At 34.7% G+C, this 18,490-nt stretch carries 14 protein-coding genes, 1 tRNA gene and 1 pseudogene; 9 read left to right on the forward strand and 7 right to left on the reverse strand.

Annotated elements, in window-relative coordinates; genetic code table 11:
- Positions 1-11: 11 nt before the first annotated feature.
- Genes NG809_RS16965 through NG809_RS16975 form a run of 3 tightly spaced genes read left to right on the forward strand, consistent with a single transcriptional unit; the run spans position 12 to position 3,538 of the window.
- Entirely contained in the window at positions 12-2,099 is a 2,088-nt protein-coding gene (locus NG809_RS16965) for a response regulator (protein WP_262152458.1), read from the forward strand.
- 60 nt (positions 2,100-2,159) lie between these two features.
- Positions 2,160-2,894 (forward strand): sensor histidine kinase, encoded by a 735-nt coding sequence (locus tag NG809_RS16970; protein WP_262152459.1) that lies wholly within the window; start codon positions 2,160-2,162, stop codon positions 2,892-2,894.
- Positions 2,891-3,538, forward strand: a complete 648-nt coding sequence (locus NG809_RS16975; RefSeq protein ID WP_262152460.1) for a response regulator — start codon at positions 2,891-2,893, stop codon at positions 3,536-3,538. The genes NG809_RS16970 and NG809_RS16975 overlap by 4 nt, the downstream gene beginning before the upstream one ends.
- Before the next feature lie 474 nt (positions 3,539-4,012).
- Here the strand turns inward: NG809_RS16975 and NG809_RS16980 are convergent.
- Positions 4,013-4,086 (reverse strand) — tRNA-Arg (locus NG809_RS16980).
- 47 nt (positions 4,087-4,133) lie between these two features.
- On the opposite strand from NG809_RS16980, the gene NG809_RS16985 reads away from it, so the two are divergent.
- The 3 genes from NG809_RS16985 to NG809_RS16995 are packed head-to-tail and all read left to right on the forward strand — an operon-like array spanning position 4,134 to position 7,914.
- Positions 4,134-5,180, forward strand: a complete 1,047-nt coding sequence (locus tag NG809_RS16985; RefSeq protein WP_262152461.1) for an ABC transporter substrate-binding protein — start codon at positions 4,134-4,136, stop codon at positions 5,178-5,180.
- Between the two features lie 42 nt (positions 5,181-5,222).
- The gene (gene mtgA, locus NG809_RS16990; RefSeq protein ID WP_262152462.1) at positions 5,223-5,867 is read left to right on the forward strand and encodes a monofunctional biosynthetic peptidoglycan transglycosylase; all 645 of its coding nucleotides are present in this window, start codon (positions 5,223-5,225) and stop codon (positions 5,865-5,867) included.
- A gap of 28 nt (positions 5,868-5,895) precedes the next feature.
- Complete coding sequence (locus NG809_RS16995) at positions 5,896-7,914, forward strand: site-specific recombinase (RefSeq protein ID WP_262152463.1); 2,019 nt, start codon at positions 5,896-5,898, stop codon at positions 7,912-7,914.
- On the opposite strand, the gene NG809_RS17000 is transcribed toward NG809_RS16995, so the two are convergent.
- Genes NG809_RS17000 through NG809_RS17025 form a run of 6 tightly spaced genes read right to left on the reverse strand, consistent with a single transcriptional unit; the run spans position 7,892 to position 11,094 of the window.
- Entirely contained in the window at positions 7,892-8,188 is a 297-nt protein-coding gene (locus NG809_RS17000; RefSeq protein WP_262152464.1) for a hypothetical protein, read from the reverse strand. The genes NG809_RS16995 and NG809_RS17000 overlap by 23 nt on opposite strands.
- An 11-nt stretch (positions 8,189-8,199) precedes the next feature.
- Positions 8,200-8,583: a hypothetical protein gene (locus NG809_RS17005; protein WP_262152465.1), complete on the reverse strand. Its 384-nt coding sequence runs from the start codon at positions 8,581-8,583 to the stop codon at positions 8,200-8,202.
- 47 nt (positions 8,584-8,630) lie between these two features.
- Positions 8,631-9,710 (reverse strand): DNA replication/repair protein RecF, encoded by a 1,080-nt coding sequence (recF, locus tag NG809_RS17010; protein ID WP_262152466.1) that lies wholly within the window; start codon positions 9,708-9,710, stop codon positions 8,631-8,633.
- Positions 9,707-10,015 (reverse strand): type II toxin-antitoxin system RelE/ParE family toxin, encoded by a 309-nt coding sequence (locus NG809_RS17015; RefSeq protein WP_262152467.1) that lies wholly within the window; start codon positions 10,013-10,015, stop codon positions 9,707-9,709. The genes recF and NG809_RS17015 overlap by 4 nt, the downstream gene beginning before the upstream one ends.
- Positions 10,003-10,317 carry a hypothetical protein gene (locus NG809_RS17020; protein ID WP_262152468.1) on the reverse strand — a complete coding sequence of 105 codons (315 nt, stop codon included), beginning with the start codon at positions 10,315-10,317 and terminating at the stop codon, positions 10,003-10,005. Before NG809_RS17020 ends, NG809_RS17015 begins: the two co-directional genes overlap by 13 nt.
- Positions 10,318-10,329: 12 nt before the next feature.
- Complete coding sequence (locus NG809_RS17025; protein WP_262152469.1) at positions 10,330-11,094, reverse strand: UbiA prenyltransferase family protein; 765 nt, start codon at positions 11,092-11,094, stop codon at positions 10,330-10,332.
- A 166-nt stretch (positions 11,095-11,260) separates the two neighbouring features.
- On the opposite strand from NG809_RS17025, the pseudogene NG809_RS17030 reads away from it, so the two are divergent.
- The 3 genes and pseudogenes from NG809_RS17030 to NG809_RS17040 all read left to right on the forward strand — a co-directional run bounded on the left by NG809_RS17030 (position 11,261) and on the right by NG809_RS17040 (position 18,490).
- Positions 11,261-17,190, forward strand: a pseudogene (locus tag NG809_RS17030) (alpha-2-macroglobulin family protein).
- 364 nt (positions 17,191-17,554) lie between these two features.
- A complete protein-coding gene (locus NG809_RS17035) occupies positions 17,555-18,010 on the forward strand; it encodes a DUF1569 domain-containing protein (protein ID WP_262152470.1) in 456 nt (151 codons plus the stop codon).
- Between the two features lie 9 nt (positions 18,011-18,019).
- Positions 18,020-18,490 (forward strand): hypothetical protein, encoded by a 471-nt coding sequence (locus tag NG809_RS17040; protein ID WP_262152471.1) that lies wholly within the window; start codon positions 18,020-18,022, stop codon positions 18,488-18,490.

Consider the following 18,490-nt stretch of genomic DNA (forward strand, 5'->3'; position numbering starts at 1 on the left):
AGCGCTTATTTATGGATCATTTTAAAAGCAATAATTATTCTCAATCTGAAATTGACAGATTGAAAGCATTCGAAAAAAAATATAGCGGCGTTTTTGATTTTATACTTTACACCGCTGCAAAGATGACCAACACGGAACATTGCAGCATTAGTATTGTCACAGATGGAATGGCTTATGTTATAGCAACTAACGATGGTTCTCCAAATCAAATCTATCAACAGAATCCTGATTTTCATCCTGAAGGTGACACCTCAGTTTATAAATTTAAAGAGACAGAATTTCAATATCACAGAAGCTATCTGATTCCAAAGTCAGATGATCATTTTGTTGCTTATTTAAATTTTTTTGACAGTGAATATAAAAATCCTGATAAAACAGAAACAGATATTCTCAGCGAGGTCTTAAAGGAGGCTTCGAAATGCTTTTTGATAAAAGAAAAGGAGCAGTTTCTAAATAATGATGATGTGCTTTTTGAAACATCCAAAGATGACATTACCGAACGCAAAAAAATAGAAATCGATATTCTGGAAGCGAAAGAGCTTGCAGAAAAAGCTTACGCTCTGAAATCTGAATTTGTAGCCAACATGAGTCATGAGATCAGAACCCCTCTCAATGGTATCATCGGTTTTACCGAACTTCTTTTGGAAACTAATCTCGACGACACGCAAAGGCAGTACATGGAAATTATCAACCAATCCGGAGTATCCCTGTACAGTATAATCAATGATATACTTGATTTCTCAAAACTGGAGAAACAAAAACTTAAGCTGAATCTTGATAAAGTAGAGATAGAAGAGCTGGTTTCAGAAGCCTTTAATATTGTTTTTTACAACAATGGAAAAAAGCATTTGGAAATGATCCTGGATATTGACGATGCTATACCTGTATATATCTGGACTGATGCAATGCGTTTAAAACAGGTTTTCGTGAATCTGTTGAGCAATGCTCTGAAATTTACAGAAGAGGGTGAGATTGTTTTATATGTGAAGGTACTGGATGATTTGGGAGAAGGAAAAAAAAGAATTCGCTTTGGAGTTCGCGATACAGGAATTGGAATCAACAAGGAAAAACAGTCTGAAATTTTTGAAGCATTTTCGCAGGAAGACGGCAGCATCAGTAAGAAATATAGGGGCGCAGGTCTTGGGCTCACAATATCAAACCAAATCCTGGCTCTTCTCGACAGTGTTTTACACTTGGAAAGCGAACAGGGAGAAGGGAGCGATTTTTACTTCGATATGCAGTTTGATACGCAGGGGGAAGAATACGATCTAAGTCTGAGCGGCATTAAAAAAGTGCTGATAGTAGATGATAACGAAAACAACAGAAAAATCCTGAAAAGGATGTTGGAACGAAAAAATATAGAGGTAACGGAATCTGATAGTGGTATGAAAGCATTGCTCATGATCATGGAAAGGTCTGATTACGATGTGATTATCATGGATTATCACATGCCTGTAATGGATGGAATTGAAACCATCAGAAAAATAAGAAATATGATGCCGGGTACTTCTGATGTTGCTCCGTATATCGTTTTGTACAGTTCTTCTGACGACACTGAGCTTCAACATGCATGTGACGAATTAGAGATTGAAAACCGTTTGATCAAACCTATTCGTATGAAGCAGATGTATCAGATTTTGTCCGCTTTAAAGACCTCTGAGAAGAAAGGGACTAAAAAAGCAGAAAATAAGATGACTGAAGTGAATTTACAGGAAATAAAAATTTTGATTGCTGAAGACAATGCTGTTAATTTGTTACTTACAAAAACTTATTTAAAAGATATTCTTCCGCAGGCATTTATCATCGAGGCAAAAGATGGAACTGAAGCAGTTGAGCAATACCAAAAAGAAAGTCCCGATCTTATTTTAATGGACATACAGATGCCGCAGCTTAATGGCATTGATGCAACAAAGCAAATAAGATCGATGGAAAAAAATGTTGAAATTCCTATTATTGCATTAACAGCTGGAAGCCTTCCTGGAGAAAAGGAGAAATGCATGCAGGGCGGGATGTCGGACTTTTTAACTAAGCCATTGTTGAAACAAACCCTGTCAGATATGTTGCGGAAATGGGTCGGGATAGGAAAAAATAAAAAGTAAATCATATATTTAGATTGTTAAAAAGTATTAAAGTGGAAAATTTACCATTATAATTAGTTTATGGATGATCTTATCAATGAATTACGGTTAAAAATAGAAAAGCTGGAAAATGAAAACAGTTTTAAGAACGGACTGATATCGATATTGTCTCATGACTCCAAAGAATTATTTGGAAATTTTCTGTGGCTTGTAGAATCGCTTGAACAGAAGATCGTAAATGAGCAGGATTTTTACAAGATGTTACCACAGGTAAAAAGTGATGCCCGCAAGAATCTGCAGACTGTTCAGGACAGTACCGCCTGGTTAAAAACGCAGTACGGAGACTTCAAGATCAAACCTGAAAAAATCATGGTGACAGATCTTTTTCATTATCTGGAAGAACAGTATGCTGCTAAACTGAAAGAGAAATGTATCAAATTTTATTTTAAAGGAGATCACAATTCATTTATTACGAGCGACCGCTTATTACTGCAGTATGTTTTAGACAAAATCTTCAACAATGCAGTAAAATACTCATCACAAGGGCAGGAAATTTATCTGCAGCTGACTTCAGAGGAAAATCAGACCATACTTTCTGTGATTGATTCCGGAACCGGAATTGGTGAGAAATACTTGTCTACGATCTACAGCTATGATAATCCTGTATTTCAGGGGACTAACGGCGAAAAAGGGGCCGGATTAAGCTTGAAAATTGTAAAAAATTTCATATTCTTGCTGCAGGGAAATATCAACATACAGTCGGCTGAAAGTAAAGGAACTACTGTCTCCCTGTTTTTACCTAATTTTATTTCATGAAGGATTTACAGCCAAACGTCCGTATTGTTATAGCAGATGATCATGGTATTGTCCGGATGGGTTTGATTCAGACAATCAAACGACTGAGATCTGATGCCTTTATTCTGGAAGTGGAAGATTATAAATCGCTCTACAAAGTTATTCAGAAGGAAAATCTGGATCTGGCTATCATGGATGTAAATATGCCGAATGGTACCGTTCAGGAAGCAATAGACTACATTAAAATTCACCAGCCTCACCTGAAAATCCTTCTGTTTTCCTCACAGGATGAAGAAGTCTATGCATTACGATATCTTAAGATGGGAGCTGGCGGCTACTTAAGCAAGCAAAGTTCTGGAGAAGCAATCGAGGCAGCTTTAAATGCGATGCTTACAAAAGGTCGATATGTTAGTGACAATGTAAAGGAAGCGATGTTTGTAGAGTCGTTAACGGGCTCGGGAAAAACTTCTCCTTTTGAAACGCTCTCAGACCGTGAACTGCAAATTGCTACAAAGCTTGCAGAAGGTCTTCCGCTTAAAGAAATTTCCAATCAGTTTAATTTGCACTCATCTACAATCAGCACTTATAAAAACCGACTTTTTGACAAACTTAAAATACGTTCTGTACCGGAATTGGTAGAGATACTTAGATTGTACAACCAGTAAATATTTTTCATCTCTCCCTCTTTCTGTCATTCTTACATTCTGAAAATATTTAAAGTAAAAAAATGTAGTTCTACTTTTCACCAGATAGGATCACATTCATTTTTTCATGTCTCGTAATTACGTTGCTGAATCTCCCACACGCCACATTTGCTTTTCCATTTACAAAATGTAGGATGGTTGATGCCCTGTTGACAGCAAATTATATACACCATCTTCCCTTGATTTTGTTTAAATAAATCTTAGTAATCTGGACTTCTGAAATCTAAAGTCTCCAAATTAAAGAAACTTTATTTGTAAATGTTTCGATTTCTGGGGAAGATTACAGTCTGATTTATCCTGAGAAATAAATCTCCTTTTGAGAGTATTCAAGCCACAAAAGTCAACAGTCTTGCTGCTGATAACAGCTTTGTAAACAGAGATTTATGGAATAAAAAAACCGACAAAGAAGTGAAAAAACTTCAAATGTCGGTCTTGTGACCTCGACAGGATTCAAACCTGTAACCTTCTGAGCCGTAATCAGATGCGCTATTCAGTTGCGCCACGAGGCCTTGTTTAAAGGTTTGCAAATATACAATTTTTTTGTTTTCTTTGAAATATGAAATCAAAAATTTTATTATTATTCGCCTTTTTACTGCTAATTTCCTGTAAGAGAGAGCAAAAAATTACAGCTTCAGACTGGCAGGTTTTGTCTGAGCGTACCCAATTTAAACAGGAAAATGAAAGTTTTCATCTGAAAACAGGAAAATTCGACTATGTTTTTGCGGAGAAAGATCTTCCCTTCAAAAAAGTAATCATCCTGAATGCAAGTATGATCGGTTATATTTCCGAGCTTGAAGCGGAAAGTCAGATTGCCGGTGTTTCGAGTCCTGAATATATTTATTCTGAGAAAGTTCAGAATTTAGTGAAGTCAGGCAAAATTCAAAATGTGGGGAATGATCAGAAATATGATGTGGAAAAAATCCTTTCATTAAAACCGGATGCTATTTTCACCAACCATATTCCCAACTTTGAAAATACGTATGAACTCCTTAAAACCAATGGAATTAAAGTCATTTTTCTGGATGAATATTTAGAACAAAAACCTTTGGAGAAAACATCTTATCTCAAAATTTTCGGAAAACTTTTAGGTAAAAATGAGCTTGCAGAAAGGAAGTTTAAGGAAATTGAAAAAAATTATAATGATTACAAAAAAAGGGCAGCTTCAGCAACCACAAAACCCAATGTTTTAGCCAATGAAATGTACGGAAACGTCTGGTACATGCCCGGCGGAAAAACTTCTGTTGCTCAGTACGTTTCAGATGCCGGTGGAAATTATATTTTAAAAGATAATTCGGAAGACAAAGCTGTTACCATGAGTTTTGAAGAGGTTTATGCCAAATCAGATTCAATCAATTTTTGGGTGAATGCCGGTAATCATTTAACAAAAAAAGAGATGCTGCAAATCAATCCGTTATATTCAAAATTAAATGTTTTCAACAAAGGAAAAGTGTATGCTTTCAGCGGAAGACAAACTGCGACAGCGAACGATTTTTTTGAGAGCGGAGTAGTGCGCTGTGATGTGGTACTGAAGGATTACATTAAAGTTTTTCATCCTCAGATATTTCGGGATTACAGGCTCACCTACTTTAAAGAATTGCAGTAACCTCGCAGTATTTGTTTACTTTTGTACCAAGTTTTTGAGCTTATGTGGAAAAAAATCAAACAGTTTATTTTTATCATACTTCTCCTCAATGTATTTTTCATCATTTGGGGAAGATTCTTTAATCCACCCATTACCATTACTCAGATTGGTGGCCTGATTCAGTACGGAAAGCTGGACAGAGACTATATTTCCTACGAAGAAATGGGATCTAACGTGAAGAAAGCCGTGATTGCATCCGAGGATCAGAAATTTTTCACCCACGACGGTTTCGATTATACAGCCATCGAAAAGGCTTACAAAAACAATGAGAAAGGAAGAAAAGTACGCGGCGGAAGTACAATTTCGCAACAGACCGCAAAAAATGTATTCCTTTGGCAACAGAGAAGCTGGATCAGAAAAGGTCTTGAGGCGGTCTACACTTTCGTAATCGAGAAAGTCTGGTCTAAAGATATTATTCTGGAACGTTACCTGAATTCAATTGAAATGGGGCGTGGCGTTTTTGGTGTTGAAGCCGCTTCAAAATACTATTTCGGGAAATCTTCAAAGGATCTGAATCAGTCGGAAGCTGCATGGATAGCTGCCGTTTTGCCAAATCCAAAAAAATACGATCCTAAAAATCCTTCAGCTTATCTCAATAAAAAGCACAGATGGATTATGAGACAGATGAAAAATGTAAGTTTAAAGTAGATCACTGCTGCTCATAAAAAATGTTGATTTGAATAATAAAAATTTTAAAACAGTTCTTTCCAAATACTTTTCTTTTGAAAATGATACGAAGTCTCTGGATCCTCTGGCGGAGTTTCTGGAAGGTATCCGAAAGTCTGATTTTAAAGATGTTTTGACGTATTTCAGAGCCAATGAAGAGCAGAAAAATCACTTTTCACAATACATCAGAAATATCTTTTCCGAAAGGCCTTTCAATTTATCACTTACGGAGGCCAATATTTTATCTGAAAATTCATTTTTTTCAGAGTTAAGAAAGAGAACTTTAAATAAATTTCTGCCGTCTGTAGAGCATGATCAGACGGTTTGGTATCTTATAGACAACATCAGTGTAAGGCCTAAAAAAGATCTTCAGTATTTCCATAATATTCCTGAAAATGAACTGGATGAATTTCTGAATCTTCTTCATATTTCAGATTTTATCAGAAACGAAAAAGTAAAAAGCGAACTTATTTTTTCCATGAATATCCTCTCATGGCGCGTTACGGGAATGGCCTTGGAGGTCGACGTTGTAAGAATGGCTCCCGAATACAGAAATTTTGACAATCCTTTTCTGGCACTTCAGAATGAACTTGAAGCTTTGGCTGAAGAGTTTAAAATCAATCCCAAACTTCAGCTTTCTTCCAAAGACAGCCGATATAAACAGATTAAAATCTACACCGGCCAATGCCTTGATTTTGTAAATATATCCTTTAAAAACTCATCAAAATACGGTATTTCAGGGAAAATTAACCAGTCCCTCCTGAAGATCAGACAGCAGACGACAAGAATTTTAGAAATTGCTAATCTTTTGGTCATAGATTCGGAAAGAGATTATTTGATTAAGTCTAAGCAGTTGATATTTAATATTTTAGATTATAAATCACATAAAAATAATATTGCTGAACTTTTCAACGACAGCACACGGCTGATTTCGCATTTAATTACCAATCACACCGCGGAAACAGGAAGTCATTACATCACGGCAAACCGCAAACAGTACATGAGCATGTTCTACAAAGCCAGCGGCGGTGGAATTATTGTCGGGGCTCTATGCGTTTTAAAAATGCTGTACGGTTTTATGCCCGGCAGCGATTTTTTTCATGCGTTTCTCTATGCGATGAATTATGCGATGGGTTTCATCATGATTTATCTGATGAGTTTCACATTGGCAACCAAACAGCCCGCTATGACGGCTGCAACGATGACCAAAGTACTCTCGGAGCAGGGAAATTCACAGAAAAACTACACTGAATTTGCAGATTTGGTTTCAAGATTGTTCAGAAGTCAGTTTATTGCATTTGTTGGAAATGTTTTGCTGTCATTTCCGATTGCGCTGGCGATTATTTATGGTTTGGATGTCTTTTTCTCCCAAAATTTAGCAGTGGAAAAATCGGATAAACTCTTAAAAGATCTGGATCCTTTTCAGTCTAAAGCCATTCTTCATGCGAGTATTGCTGGGTTTTACCTTTTTATTTCAGGAATCATTTCAGGAAATATTGCCAACAATTCTGTGTTTTATCAGATTCCTGACAGGATTGCAAAGAATCTCAATATCAAAAGGTGGTTTGGGGCAAAATTTGCGAAAAGTCTTTCAAAATATTATGCTAAAAACTGGGCTGGGATTATTTCCAATTTCTGGTTTGGCGTCTTTTTGGGAGCTACGGCACCCATCGGGCTGTTTTTCGGACTTGATCTGGATATCCGACACATCACATTTGCTGCAGGAAACTTCGCTTTAGGACTTTACGGCAGAGACTTTTCGATAGACGGCTACACTTTCTGGCTTTCGTTTTTCACCGTTTTCCTGATTGGTTTTTTCAACTTTGCGGTGAGTTTTGGTCTGTCAATGTTTTTGGCATTCCGTTCAAGAAAACTGAATTTGGGTGAAGTGAGAGATATTTACCGTGAAATTTTCAGGTATTTTCTGCGTCGTCCGCTCAGTTTTTTTATTCCGATGCGTTCGTTTTACGACAGAAAATCTGATGCCTTGATCAGCAACAGCATTCCTACAAAATCTGAAGATCATTAAATTTTTCTTCCCCGAATTTCTCCTGAAATTTCTTTAGAAAAAAGCTTTTTCTCATCTGAAAATCGTGCTTCAGCAAAGGAGAATTTACTTTAATAGAGATAATTTTGTCATCAAGATTTACAGATTTAATTTCATTAAATAAAGCTTCATCAAGATAGTCTTCAAGAAAATCTTTAATTTCAAAAGCGACCAGTTTATCTTCAAAACCATGAATTCTGGCAAAAGATTTTACCAGTTCTGAGGATTGAAATTCACGTTTTTTGTTCTTTCTCATTTTGATAATTTTTAAAGCTGAATCTCATGAATAAACAAATCGTGAGTTTTTTCATTCCAGTAATATTCAGAATTTTCTTTTTGGTAAACTGTAGAATTTACAGTAGGTTTAAACCATTTTGGAATTGTTAAAATGCTTTTGAAATCGGATTTCAATTTTGAATTGATTTCTGCTGAAAAGTTTGCTTTACTAGAATTTAAGTTGTTGATTTTCTTAAAATCAGTCCACCATTTTTCACTTGGTTTCAGATGAATATAGATCTCATATTCTTTGCTCCAATGACCAGATTCCCAATATTTAGCATTGATAGTTTTTACGTCATTTGGCAGGTCGGAATTTGTCCATAAATAAAAAATCTGTTCTTTATCATCAGTTTCAATTCCGCAACTTATCATAAATATTGTTAGAGGAAAAATTGATAATATGTTTTTAAAACTTCTCATTAAATCTCAAAAATTATACTTTCTTCATTGATTTTCTTAACCACGCTTTCCGTACGTTCGCGATGCGTATCTGTAATGAAAATCTGCCCGAAATTTTCCTGATTAACAAGCTCAATTAATTGCGAAACACGACTGTCATCCAGTTTATCAAAAATATCATCAAGTAACAAAATTGGTGTTTTTCCAGTTAATTCTTTTATTAAACTCATCTGAGCCAGTTTTAACGAAATCAGAAAAGATTTTTGCTGCCCCTGAGAACCGATTTTTTTAATCAAAACTGAATTCATCTCAAACAACAAATCATCTTTGTGTATGCCTTTGGACGTGTAAGTCAGCATTCTGTCGCGGTCTAAACTTTCCTTTAATAAATTCTCAAATGACTCCTCAAGCAAATGAGATTCATATTTTACAGAAACAGTTTCTTTACCGCCGGAAATAATATTGTAAAAATTCTGAACAATAGGATAGAGCTGGGAAACAAATTCTTTTCTCTTATCAAAAATTTTTGTGCCTGATTTTACGATAGGATCATCATAAATTTCGAGAGAATCTCTATCCCACGTTCTGTTTTTCGCAAAATATTTCAGCAAAGCATTCCGCTGCTGAACGGTTTTTTGGTATTGAATTAAATCAAAAAGATAGGAAGAGTCAGTTTGTGAAATCATTGAATCCAGAAACTTTCTACGGCTTTCTCCAGAATCTGAAATCAAATTGGAATCGTACGGAGAAATCATCACACTTGGCATATAACCTACGTGATCAGCCATTCTGTCGTAGCTTTTATCGTTTTTTTTAATGACTTTTTTGGCTTCTCTTGGCTGGAGAATTTTAATTATATCTTCAGAATCTTCATTTTGAATTTCTGCTTCTATCGTGAAGAAATCTTCGTCATTCAGAATATTATTCAGATCGCTGTTTCCAAGGAAGCTTTTTCCTACTGAAAGATAATGCAAGGCATCGAGAATATTGGTTTTTCCCACACCGTTATTACCAACAAAACAGTTGATTTGTGGCGAAAGAGCAAAGTGTTGCTCAGCGTGATTTTTAAAGTTGTAAAGGGTAAGTTTGTTGATGATCATAATCCCAAAATTTGATTTAATTTTTCAGGATTTTGATGATTTTCCCAAAATGATATGATGGAAATAGTTTCCTCTTCTATATAATAAACTAAGCTGTAATTTTTAAAAACTAAGATTTTAACATTTTCAAAGAGCATTTTTTTTCCTGTGTAAGGAAAAGATTTAAGCTGGTCTGTTCTTTGTCTGAAGATGTGTCTTAATTTTTTCGAGTAAGCTGTGCTTTTATTTCTTTTGTTCCAATAATCAAAAATTTCGTCTCGTTGTTGTTTAGCAAAATGCGTCCAAACGAGTTTTACTTTAGCCATTCTTCATCCATTTTGTCCATTTCTTCTTCGGTGTAAACTCTTCCATTTTTTACGTCCTCCATTCCTCTTTCAATCAATTTCATCAGATGATCCGGTACAATTACGACCTCTTCCTTAAAATATTCATCAACTTGCTCATCGGTCATCGGTCTTTCAGAATCATAAAATGAGACAGGTTCTGACACTGAAAAATCTGAATTTTCGTCGTTCCAGAATTTCCATAAACGAACAATTTTTTCAGGGTCAGAGCTTTCTGAGATCGCTCTGAGTAATTTATTCTGAATTGTTTCGAAAGATTCCATCACTACAAATTTTTAGTAAAGGTAAAACATTTCAGACAGAATTAAAAACAAAAGCGGCAGTCCCGAACAAAGCTCTACCCAAAACGAAAAGTAGGAATCTTTGTTTGAATTTTCAGAAAAGTAAATGAGGATAAAGGTTGAAATTAAGGTTAATAAAAAACTTAGAGAAAAGTTTAGTTTTAAATAATATAAACTCAAAATTGTCGCTGCGAAAACCAGAAAGTAAGCTAAATATTTGGTATTCTGAACCCCGATAAGCAGCGGGAAAGTCTTCACAGTATCACTTTTCATGTCCCGAATATCAAATGGTAAAACCAGAGCGGTAATAAATAAAAAACTGATCAGAAAAATGGGCAAACTGAATTCGGGTAATGTCAACCAGCAATTCATTAAACCCCAGACCAAACCGACGTAAAACACTTTCAGTAAAGGAATTTTCCGAATGTAAGTTTCCAGAAAAAATGAGTTGTAGAGCAATCCAAGAACGACGATTACAAACCATTTCAGCAAGCGTATTTCATTATGATTTAAAATAATTAAAACTGCTGAATCGATTCCTGCGAGACAATTGAGAACTAAAATTTTGGGGAAATGTTTTGTTTTCTGATATTTTGTATAAAGATAGCCGCTGAAATAAGTAATGAAAATCAGCGCAACCGTCGGCCAGCGAAAGGTTTGCTGTTCCAGCATAAAAAAAACTGCAAAAAAAGTTCCCATCAATGAGACAAATATTTGGCTGTCGATGATGTATTTTTTCAGTAATTTTAAAGCATTCATTCAGACAAAAATAAGACCTATGAAAACCATATCCAAATGTGGAATAATTATTTCTGTCAAATTATAAAAGAAATTGCGATTTTTTTCGGAATTACAATGATTAATAAATTAAGTAAATATCCGTTTATAAAATAATAAACTTGAAATTAAAAACTAAACATCAAATATGAAAAGCATCAAACTCATCCTGATTCTTCTGTATCTTGGAATTTTCAGCACCTTTCAGGCTCAGAATTATTACGATACCCAATGGGAAAAAATAAAGGAAAACACGAATGCAGGGAAGTTTAAAAGCAATCTTCCCATTATTACAGAAATACAGACACACGCAATGAAAGAAAATAAAACAATTGAACTGATAAAGGCTTTGAAATCAGAATATGCAATCATCTTCGAAATCTCACACAGTGAAGAAAACGATTTGGATTCAAAGTTTTTTGCGAAAATCAGAGCTACTGAACAGCAGTTGAAGGGAGATGACAGGCTTTTCTTTAAAATTTTGGTTTCAGATTTCCTGCAGGAATATTACGGTACCAATTCATGGAAGATTAACGACCACACCAATATCAATCAACAGGATGTCTCTTCGATTGAAACATGGTCTAAACTTGATTTTAAAAACCATATTTCCAAATCGCATCAGGAGCTGGATCAGATGAAAGCTGAATTAAAAAAGATTGATTTTTCTAAGTATAAGAAAGTTTTTTATAATACTTCGTCTATCGAATTTTTCCCGACTTTGTACGACTGGTATGCTTTGGAAAAGATTAATTTTCTTAAAAATCTCAATTTTTTCACACCAAACGAATTGGCTGAAAATAAAATTGAGATCAGTAAAATTTATGATGAATTGATTGCTTCAAACAGCAGAAATTCAAAACTGTATTTTTCTCATGAAAAAGTAATTTATGATTGTGTAAATACCAGCTGCAAAAATAAGGTCGGGCAGCTTTATCAATTAGCAAATTCTCCTGTGGAAGGAGATTACAAAGTTTTGATCTATGAAGATATTGCTCAAACTCTGACTTTGGAAGATAAGGAAAAAGACGCGCTTGCAGCAATTGAAAAAGCAAAAAAGGATTTTCCTAAATCGTTATTTCTGAATAACCTTAAAAATATCGAAAACCGAATTGTAATTCCTTCTCTGAATATAACTTATGAAGACCAGACGCAGCCCAATGTGCCGATCCATTTTTCTGCGGAATTTAAAAATGTAGAAAATTTCAGTATTAATATTTATAAACCTCAAAACGTAAATGAGTTTTTCTCATACAAAAACAAAAATTCATTAGATGGTATCAAAAAAACATTGGTTAGAAAGGATGAATTTAAACTGAATAATCCTAAAGATTACAAGACTTACAGAACTTCACTCGAAATAAAACCTTTGCCTGCAGGAATTTATTTTGCAGAATTTGTAGTTGAAAACGATAAAGATAATCTTAAATATCAGCATTTTTATTTTTTGGTTTCAGAAAACAAAATTCTTTATCAGACAAAATCTGATGAGGGTGATTTACAGAATCTTTTGAAATTGGTAAACAGTGAAAATGGTAATGTTGCAGGCGAAGAAAATCTTATTATTTATGAATTCTCAGGTGATAAAAAATTATCTGAAACGAAGCTTCTGACTGATAAAAACGGGATTTTTAAATTTCCATTATCCGAAAATAAAGAATTTTACAGAAGATATTTGATCACCCAGCCAAAAACAAACAGCTTCCAGATGATGAGTGTTTACGGGCACGACAGAAATCAATATAATCAGGAAAAAAATGCAAAGAAAGCACAGATTTTTACCGACAGAGCAATCTACAGACCTGGTCAAAAGGTTTATTTTAAAGTAATCAATACCCAGATTGCGAATGATAAAGAATCTGTAGCTGCCAATACAAAACAGAAAATCAGTCTGGTTGATGCAAATAATCAGGAAATAAGTTCTCAGGAATTTACAACAAATGAGTTTGGTTCATATCATGGAAGCTTTATTTTGCCCAAAGGTAAACTCAATGGATCTTTCACAATTAAAACTGAAGGTTTTGCAGAATGGAACAAGTATATTCAGGTTGAAGAATATAAAAGACCAAAGTTTGAAGTTACTTTTGAACCCATAAAATCTGAATACAAATACGGAGAAACGCTTGAATTAAAAGGTAAAGTAATGATGTTTTCCGGAGTTGCATTAAGCAATACAACAGTAAATTACGAAATCAAAAAACAAAACATCAGATGGAAATATTTCTCTTGGTTTCCACGTGATTATGATAACGAAAATTCAATTTTGGGAGATGTTAAAACCGATGACAAAGGCGAATTTACTATAAAAGTTGATTTACAAAAAGACGATAGAATTGATGGAATTCAAATCGATAATTTTGCTGTGAATGCTTCTGTTACTGATATCAACGGCGAAACTCAGTCTGCAAATACTAATATTAAGGTTGCATCGGTTTCGCACTATATCAAAACGGATGAAATTAAAAATGTTTTTGACGATGAAAATGTAAAACTGAAAGTTGAAACTAAAAATTACAACGAACAGAATCTTAAAAAATCATATCAGATAAAACTTTCAAAACTGAGATCTCCAGAAAGAATTTTCAGAAGTAATTTTGAAGATTATACTCAGAATTTACCACAGTATTCTAAAGCAGAATTCGTAAACAAATTTCCGCACGACCGATTTGATAAAAATGATGATGATGATACTCCAAAAATTGAGTCAGTTATATTAAGTAAAACCGTTACCCAAAAAGAAGTTGAAGCTTCACAGGATTTAAACTTGGGTAAACTTGAAACAGGAAATTATGAACTGGAATTATTTAATATTGAAGGGAAGGACACGATAAGAACGAAGCAGAAATTTTCTGTTTTCAGCAAAAAATCTGTAGGAAAAGAACAGAATATTTTCCTTGAAGTGGTGCAGCCAAAAACAGAGTTGAATCGTGGTGAAACTTCTGATATTTATGTTTACAGTTCAATCCCGAATGCTGCTATCAACGTGTTTTTTCAGGATGGAATAAATTCCGTAATAAGTTCTGTTCATCACGTAAAAAACGGTGTTTTTAAATTTCCGGTTACTGCACCTTTAAATGAGAAAATTTCAGACCTGAATATCACTTTCCAAATTGTGGCATTTAATGATATCCAGACCAAAACTGTCAGTTACAACATTGTGGATTCGTCTAAAGATATGACGATAGAAACGGTAACTTTCAGAGATAAAATAGAACCGAATTCTAAAGAAAAATGGACAGTAAAAGTTTCAGGAAACGATAAGGAAAAGGTAAATGCAGAAGTGCTTGCGAATATGTATGATATGTCGTTGGATCAGTTCAATGTCAATAAATTCGATTGGAATACTTTAAAAATATCTTATGATGATTTTAAAAATTATTCTATGCAAAATAGTCTTCAGCAGGGATATTATGAAAAAAATTACAAGTATTTAAGGGTAAAAAGCATTGGAATTCCCGAATTGAATTGGTTGAATTATTCTTTAGATGAAGATTTAGATTATCAGGATGATGGGCCAACTCCTTATCGGGAGTACTTGGCGGGAGATGCAAAGGTAAATCACAAAATTGCAGCTGCTCCACAAGAGGTGCGATTGCAGAGCTTGAGAATGGATGATGAAGCGATTGAAATCGTAAATTCTGGTAGACAGTTAACTAAAGCGGAAAAAATGGAGTACACGGACGTAATTGATCCGTTAAACGCTCAGGAAAAACTTGCCAATACAGTTCCAGTCCGTCAGAACCTAAACGAAACTGCCTTCTTCTATCCCGATTTAAAAACCGACAAAGAAGGAAATGTCAGTTTCAAATTCACATCTCCAGAAGCTTTAACAAAATGGAAACTAATGTTTTTAGCTCACACAAAAGATGCAAGAGCAGCTACTTTGGAGAAACAGGTCGTTACGCAGAAAGAGTTTTCAGTAACTCCAAACTATCCGAGATTTTTAAGAGAGGGAGATGAACTGAGTCTTCAGTCAAAGCTTTCTAACTTAACAGACAAAAAATTAAGTGGAAATGCTCAACTTCAGATTTTGGATGCCTTTACAAATGAAGATATTACCGACAAATTCGGATTAATTCGAAATAATTCGAGTGCATTCGAACTGAAAGAAAACGGAAATTCTTCTTTAACATGGAAAATTGTTGTTCCAAAAAATGTTTCGTCCATCATTTTAAAAGTCGTTGCCAAAGCAGGAAATTATTCTGACGGTGAACAAAAAGCAGTTGCCGTTTTACCGAACAGAATGCTTGTAACAGAAGCTGTTCCTATTTTTGTAAAAGAAGGTGAAACCAAAACTTTTGAGCTTGAAAATCTTAAAAATAACAGTTCAACCACGATATCCAATGTTTCAAACACTTTAGAACTGACGACAAATCCGATCTGGGAAATCATGTTTGCATTGCCAGGTTTGAAAAATGATCAGAACAGTTCTGCTGATGTTGTTTTCAATAAATGGTTTGCAGACGTTTTGGCTTCGGAAATTTTTAAAGCCAATCCGAAACTGAAAATTGTTTTTGAACAATATCAAAACAAAGGATTATTAACTTCAAATCTTGAAAAAAATCAGGAACTTAAACAAATGTTGCTCGACGAAACGCCGTGGGTTCTGGAAAGTAAAAATGAGACTGAACAAATGCAGAAATTAGCCCTGCTTTTTGATGCCAATACGATGAAAAATTCAATCAGTCAGGATTGGGATGAATTGAAAAAACTGCAGAATCCGGATGGTGGTTTCTCCTGGTATCAGGGATATCCGAGTTCGTATTCTACATCACTTTATATTTTGAAAAATTTAGGGAAAATCAATCTTTGGCTGAAAGATAATGTGAAAGATTATCAAAGTTCAGAACAGAAAGATTTAGTGAAAAAACTGATTCAGTATGTCGATCAGGAAGTTGGAAAATATAACGTGAAAAAGGAAAATGTGTGGACAAACTGGACATTATATTACCTGAACACCAGAAATTACTGGGAAAAAGAATATCCTTTAACCGGAAAATCGGCAACTTTAAAATCTTTGGTTAAAGAAAAAGCAAAAACTGCAAAAATCAGAGATTTTACATTCTTCGGACTGCACCGCGCAGCTTTACTGATGAACGATTACGGTTTGAAAGAGGTTTCAGAAAAACTATTGACTTATTTAAAGGAAACTTCGGTTGATACCAAAAATCAAGGCGTTTACTGGAAACAGAATTTAGATGACTGGGGCTGGTTCAGCTCAAAAGTGGTGAATCACGCAGGTGCTTTGGAAGCTTTCAGTACATTAAAACCAACCGACCAGAAATTTATTGAAGACCTGAAAATTTGGTTGATCACTCAAAAAGAAGTAAACTCGTGGGGAAGCTCCAGAGGAACTGCAGAAGTGATTTTCACAATTTTAAATTCAGGAAAATCTTGGACGACAGCAGAAAGCGATAAAGCAACCATCATTTGGGGCGGAAAAGAACTAAAACTAAACAGCGAATCTGCGCCCCTTTCCTTAGGAGAGAGGTCGGGAGAGAGGATAACCGGTTATGTGAAATCTTCATTAAAAAAGGACGTTGTAGATAAAAAATTAGCAACCGTTACCATTACAAAACCAGGAGCAGGAATCGTTCAGGGCGGATTATTCTGGCAGTATTATGAAGATTTAGATAAAATAAAATCTTCTGAAAATTACCTTTCCGTTACAAAAGAACTGTACAAAAAATAAAAACGGTTAACGGCGAAGAACTGAAAAAAATCACAGCTGAAACACCTTTGAAAGTTGGTGATAAAGTAACTGTAAGAATGATTTTGAATACCGACCGCGCGATGGAATTTATCCAAATCAAAGACATGAGAGCAGCAGGTTTTGAGCCTTTAAGTACCATTTCGGGTTATCAGTGGAAAAACAGTTTGGGCTATTATCAGTCTACAAAAGATGCTTCCACAAACTTCTACATTCAGTCGATGCCAAAAGGAAAATATGTTTTTGAATATGATTTGATTTGTAACGCATCCGGAGTTTTCTCCAACGGAATTACCACAGTTCAGAATTATTACGCCCCGCAGATGAATTCGAATACGAAAGGGATTAAGGTGGAAATCAATGAATAATTTTAAATTTTGAAATGAAAAAGGTAACAGTATCGTTTTAATGAAGATAATGTCTGCAATGTTTCAGGGAGATGGATTTTAAATATATTGACATACAATTTTCATTTCAGTTTAAGTGCCTGTTTAAAAATTATTAAAATAGTTTTATTATATTGATCTTTAAAGACTTGCTTAATTGAGTCTTCGACAGGCTCAGACTGAGAAATCTAATACTAACCGCTCAATTAAACGGTATCACTCTGAGCTCGTCGAAGAGTTTTTGCACCAGAATTATTTTTTTGATAAAATTTAAACAGACTCTAACTTTAAACTAAAAATTAAAACAAAAAAATAATATATTTGTTTGTATACAATTAATCAGACTATGGAAAACGTTTTCGACCCGAAAGAAGCTCAGAATTACATCAATAGAATCAATAATCTCATCGAAGACACGCACGGAATGTGGGGAAGAATGACCGTAGATCAAATGTTGGCGCACTGCTGCGTAACTTATGAGATGGTTTATGAGCCCGAAAAACACAAAAAACCCGGAGCAATTGCAAAATTTATTTTGAAACAGTTTGTAAAACCCAAAGTGGTAAGCGAAAAAGCCTATCCAAGAGATTCGCCTACAGCACCTCAATTTTTGATTTCAAACAGAAGAAATTTTCATGAAGAGAAAAAACGGTTAATTGGATTTATTCAGAAAACGCAGCAATTGGGCTCTGATGCTTTCGAGGGCAAAGAATCTTTTTCTTTCGGAAAACTCAATGCGCAGGAGTGGAACAATATGTTTGCTAAACACCTCAATCATCACCTTGCTCAATTTGGAGTTTAAATTTTTACGATGAAAAAAATATTTTTTCTGTTGGTCTTTATTTCTTCTATCGGTTTTGCACAAATGCCAAATATTTCTGGTGTCTGGCTCAACAACAGCAAACCATATGTTGGAACAATTGGCAAAGATGCGGAAGTTTTAAAACTGAAAATCGACATTTCTGAGCAGGATAAAAAGAATGATCAGGAATATTTCGTTTCAGGATATTCTTTGGTGGATAAAGTGTATGCCAAATTTGAAGGCAAAATTAAAATCACCAAATACAAAAATTCCCGCAAAAAAAGTTCTGTTTATGGCGAGTATGATCTCGCAGAAGAAAACAAAGGCAAGCATTCCGGAGAATTCAAAGGTAAATTTATTTACACTTTTAGCTGGAATCAGGATAAAGACCGGATTGAAAATCAGTACATTGAACTCATTGGCGACTGGCTCAGTTATGATAAGACAATGAATTTCAAAACAAGACTCAAAAACCAGTAA

It is taken from the genome of Chryseobacterium foetidum (assembly GCF_025457425.1).
Lineage (GTDB): Bacteria > Bacteroidota > Bacteroidia > Flavobacteriales > Weeksellaceae > Chryseobacterium > Chryseobacterium foetidum.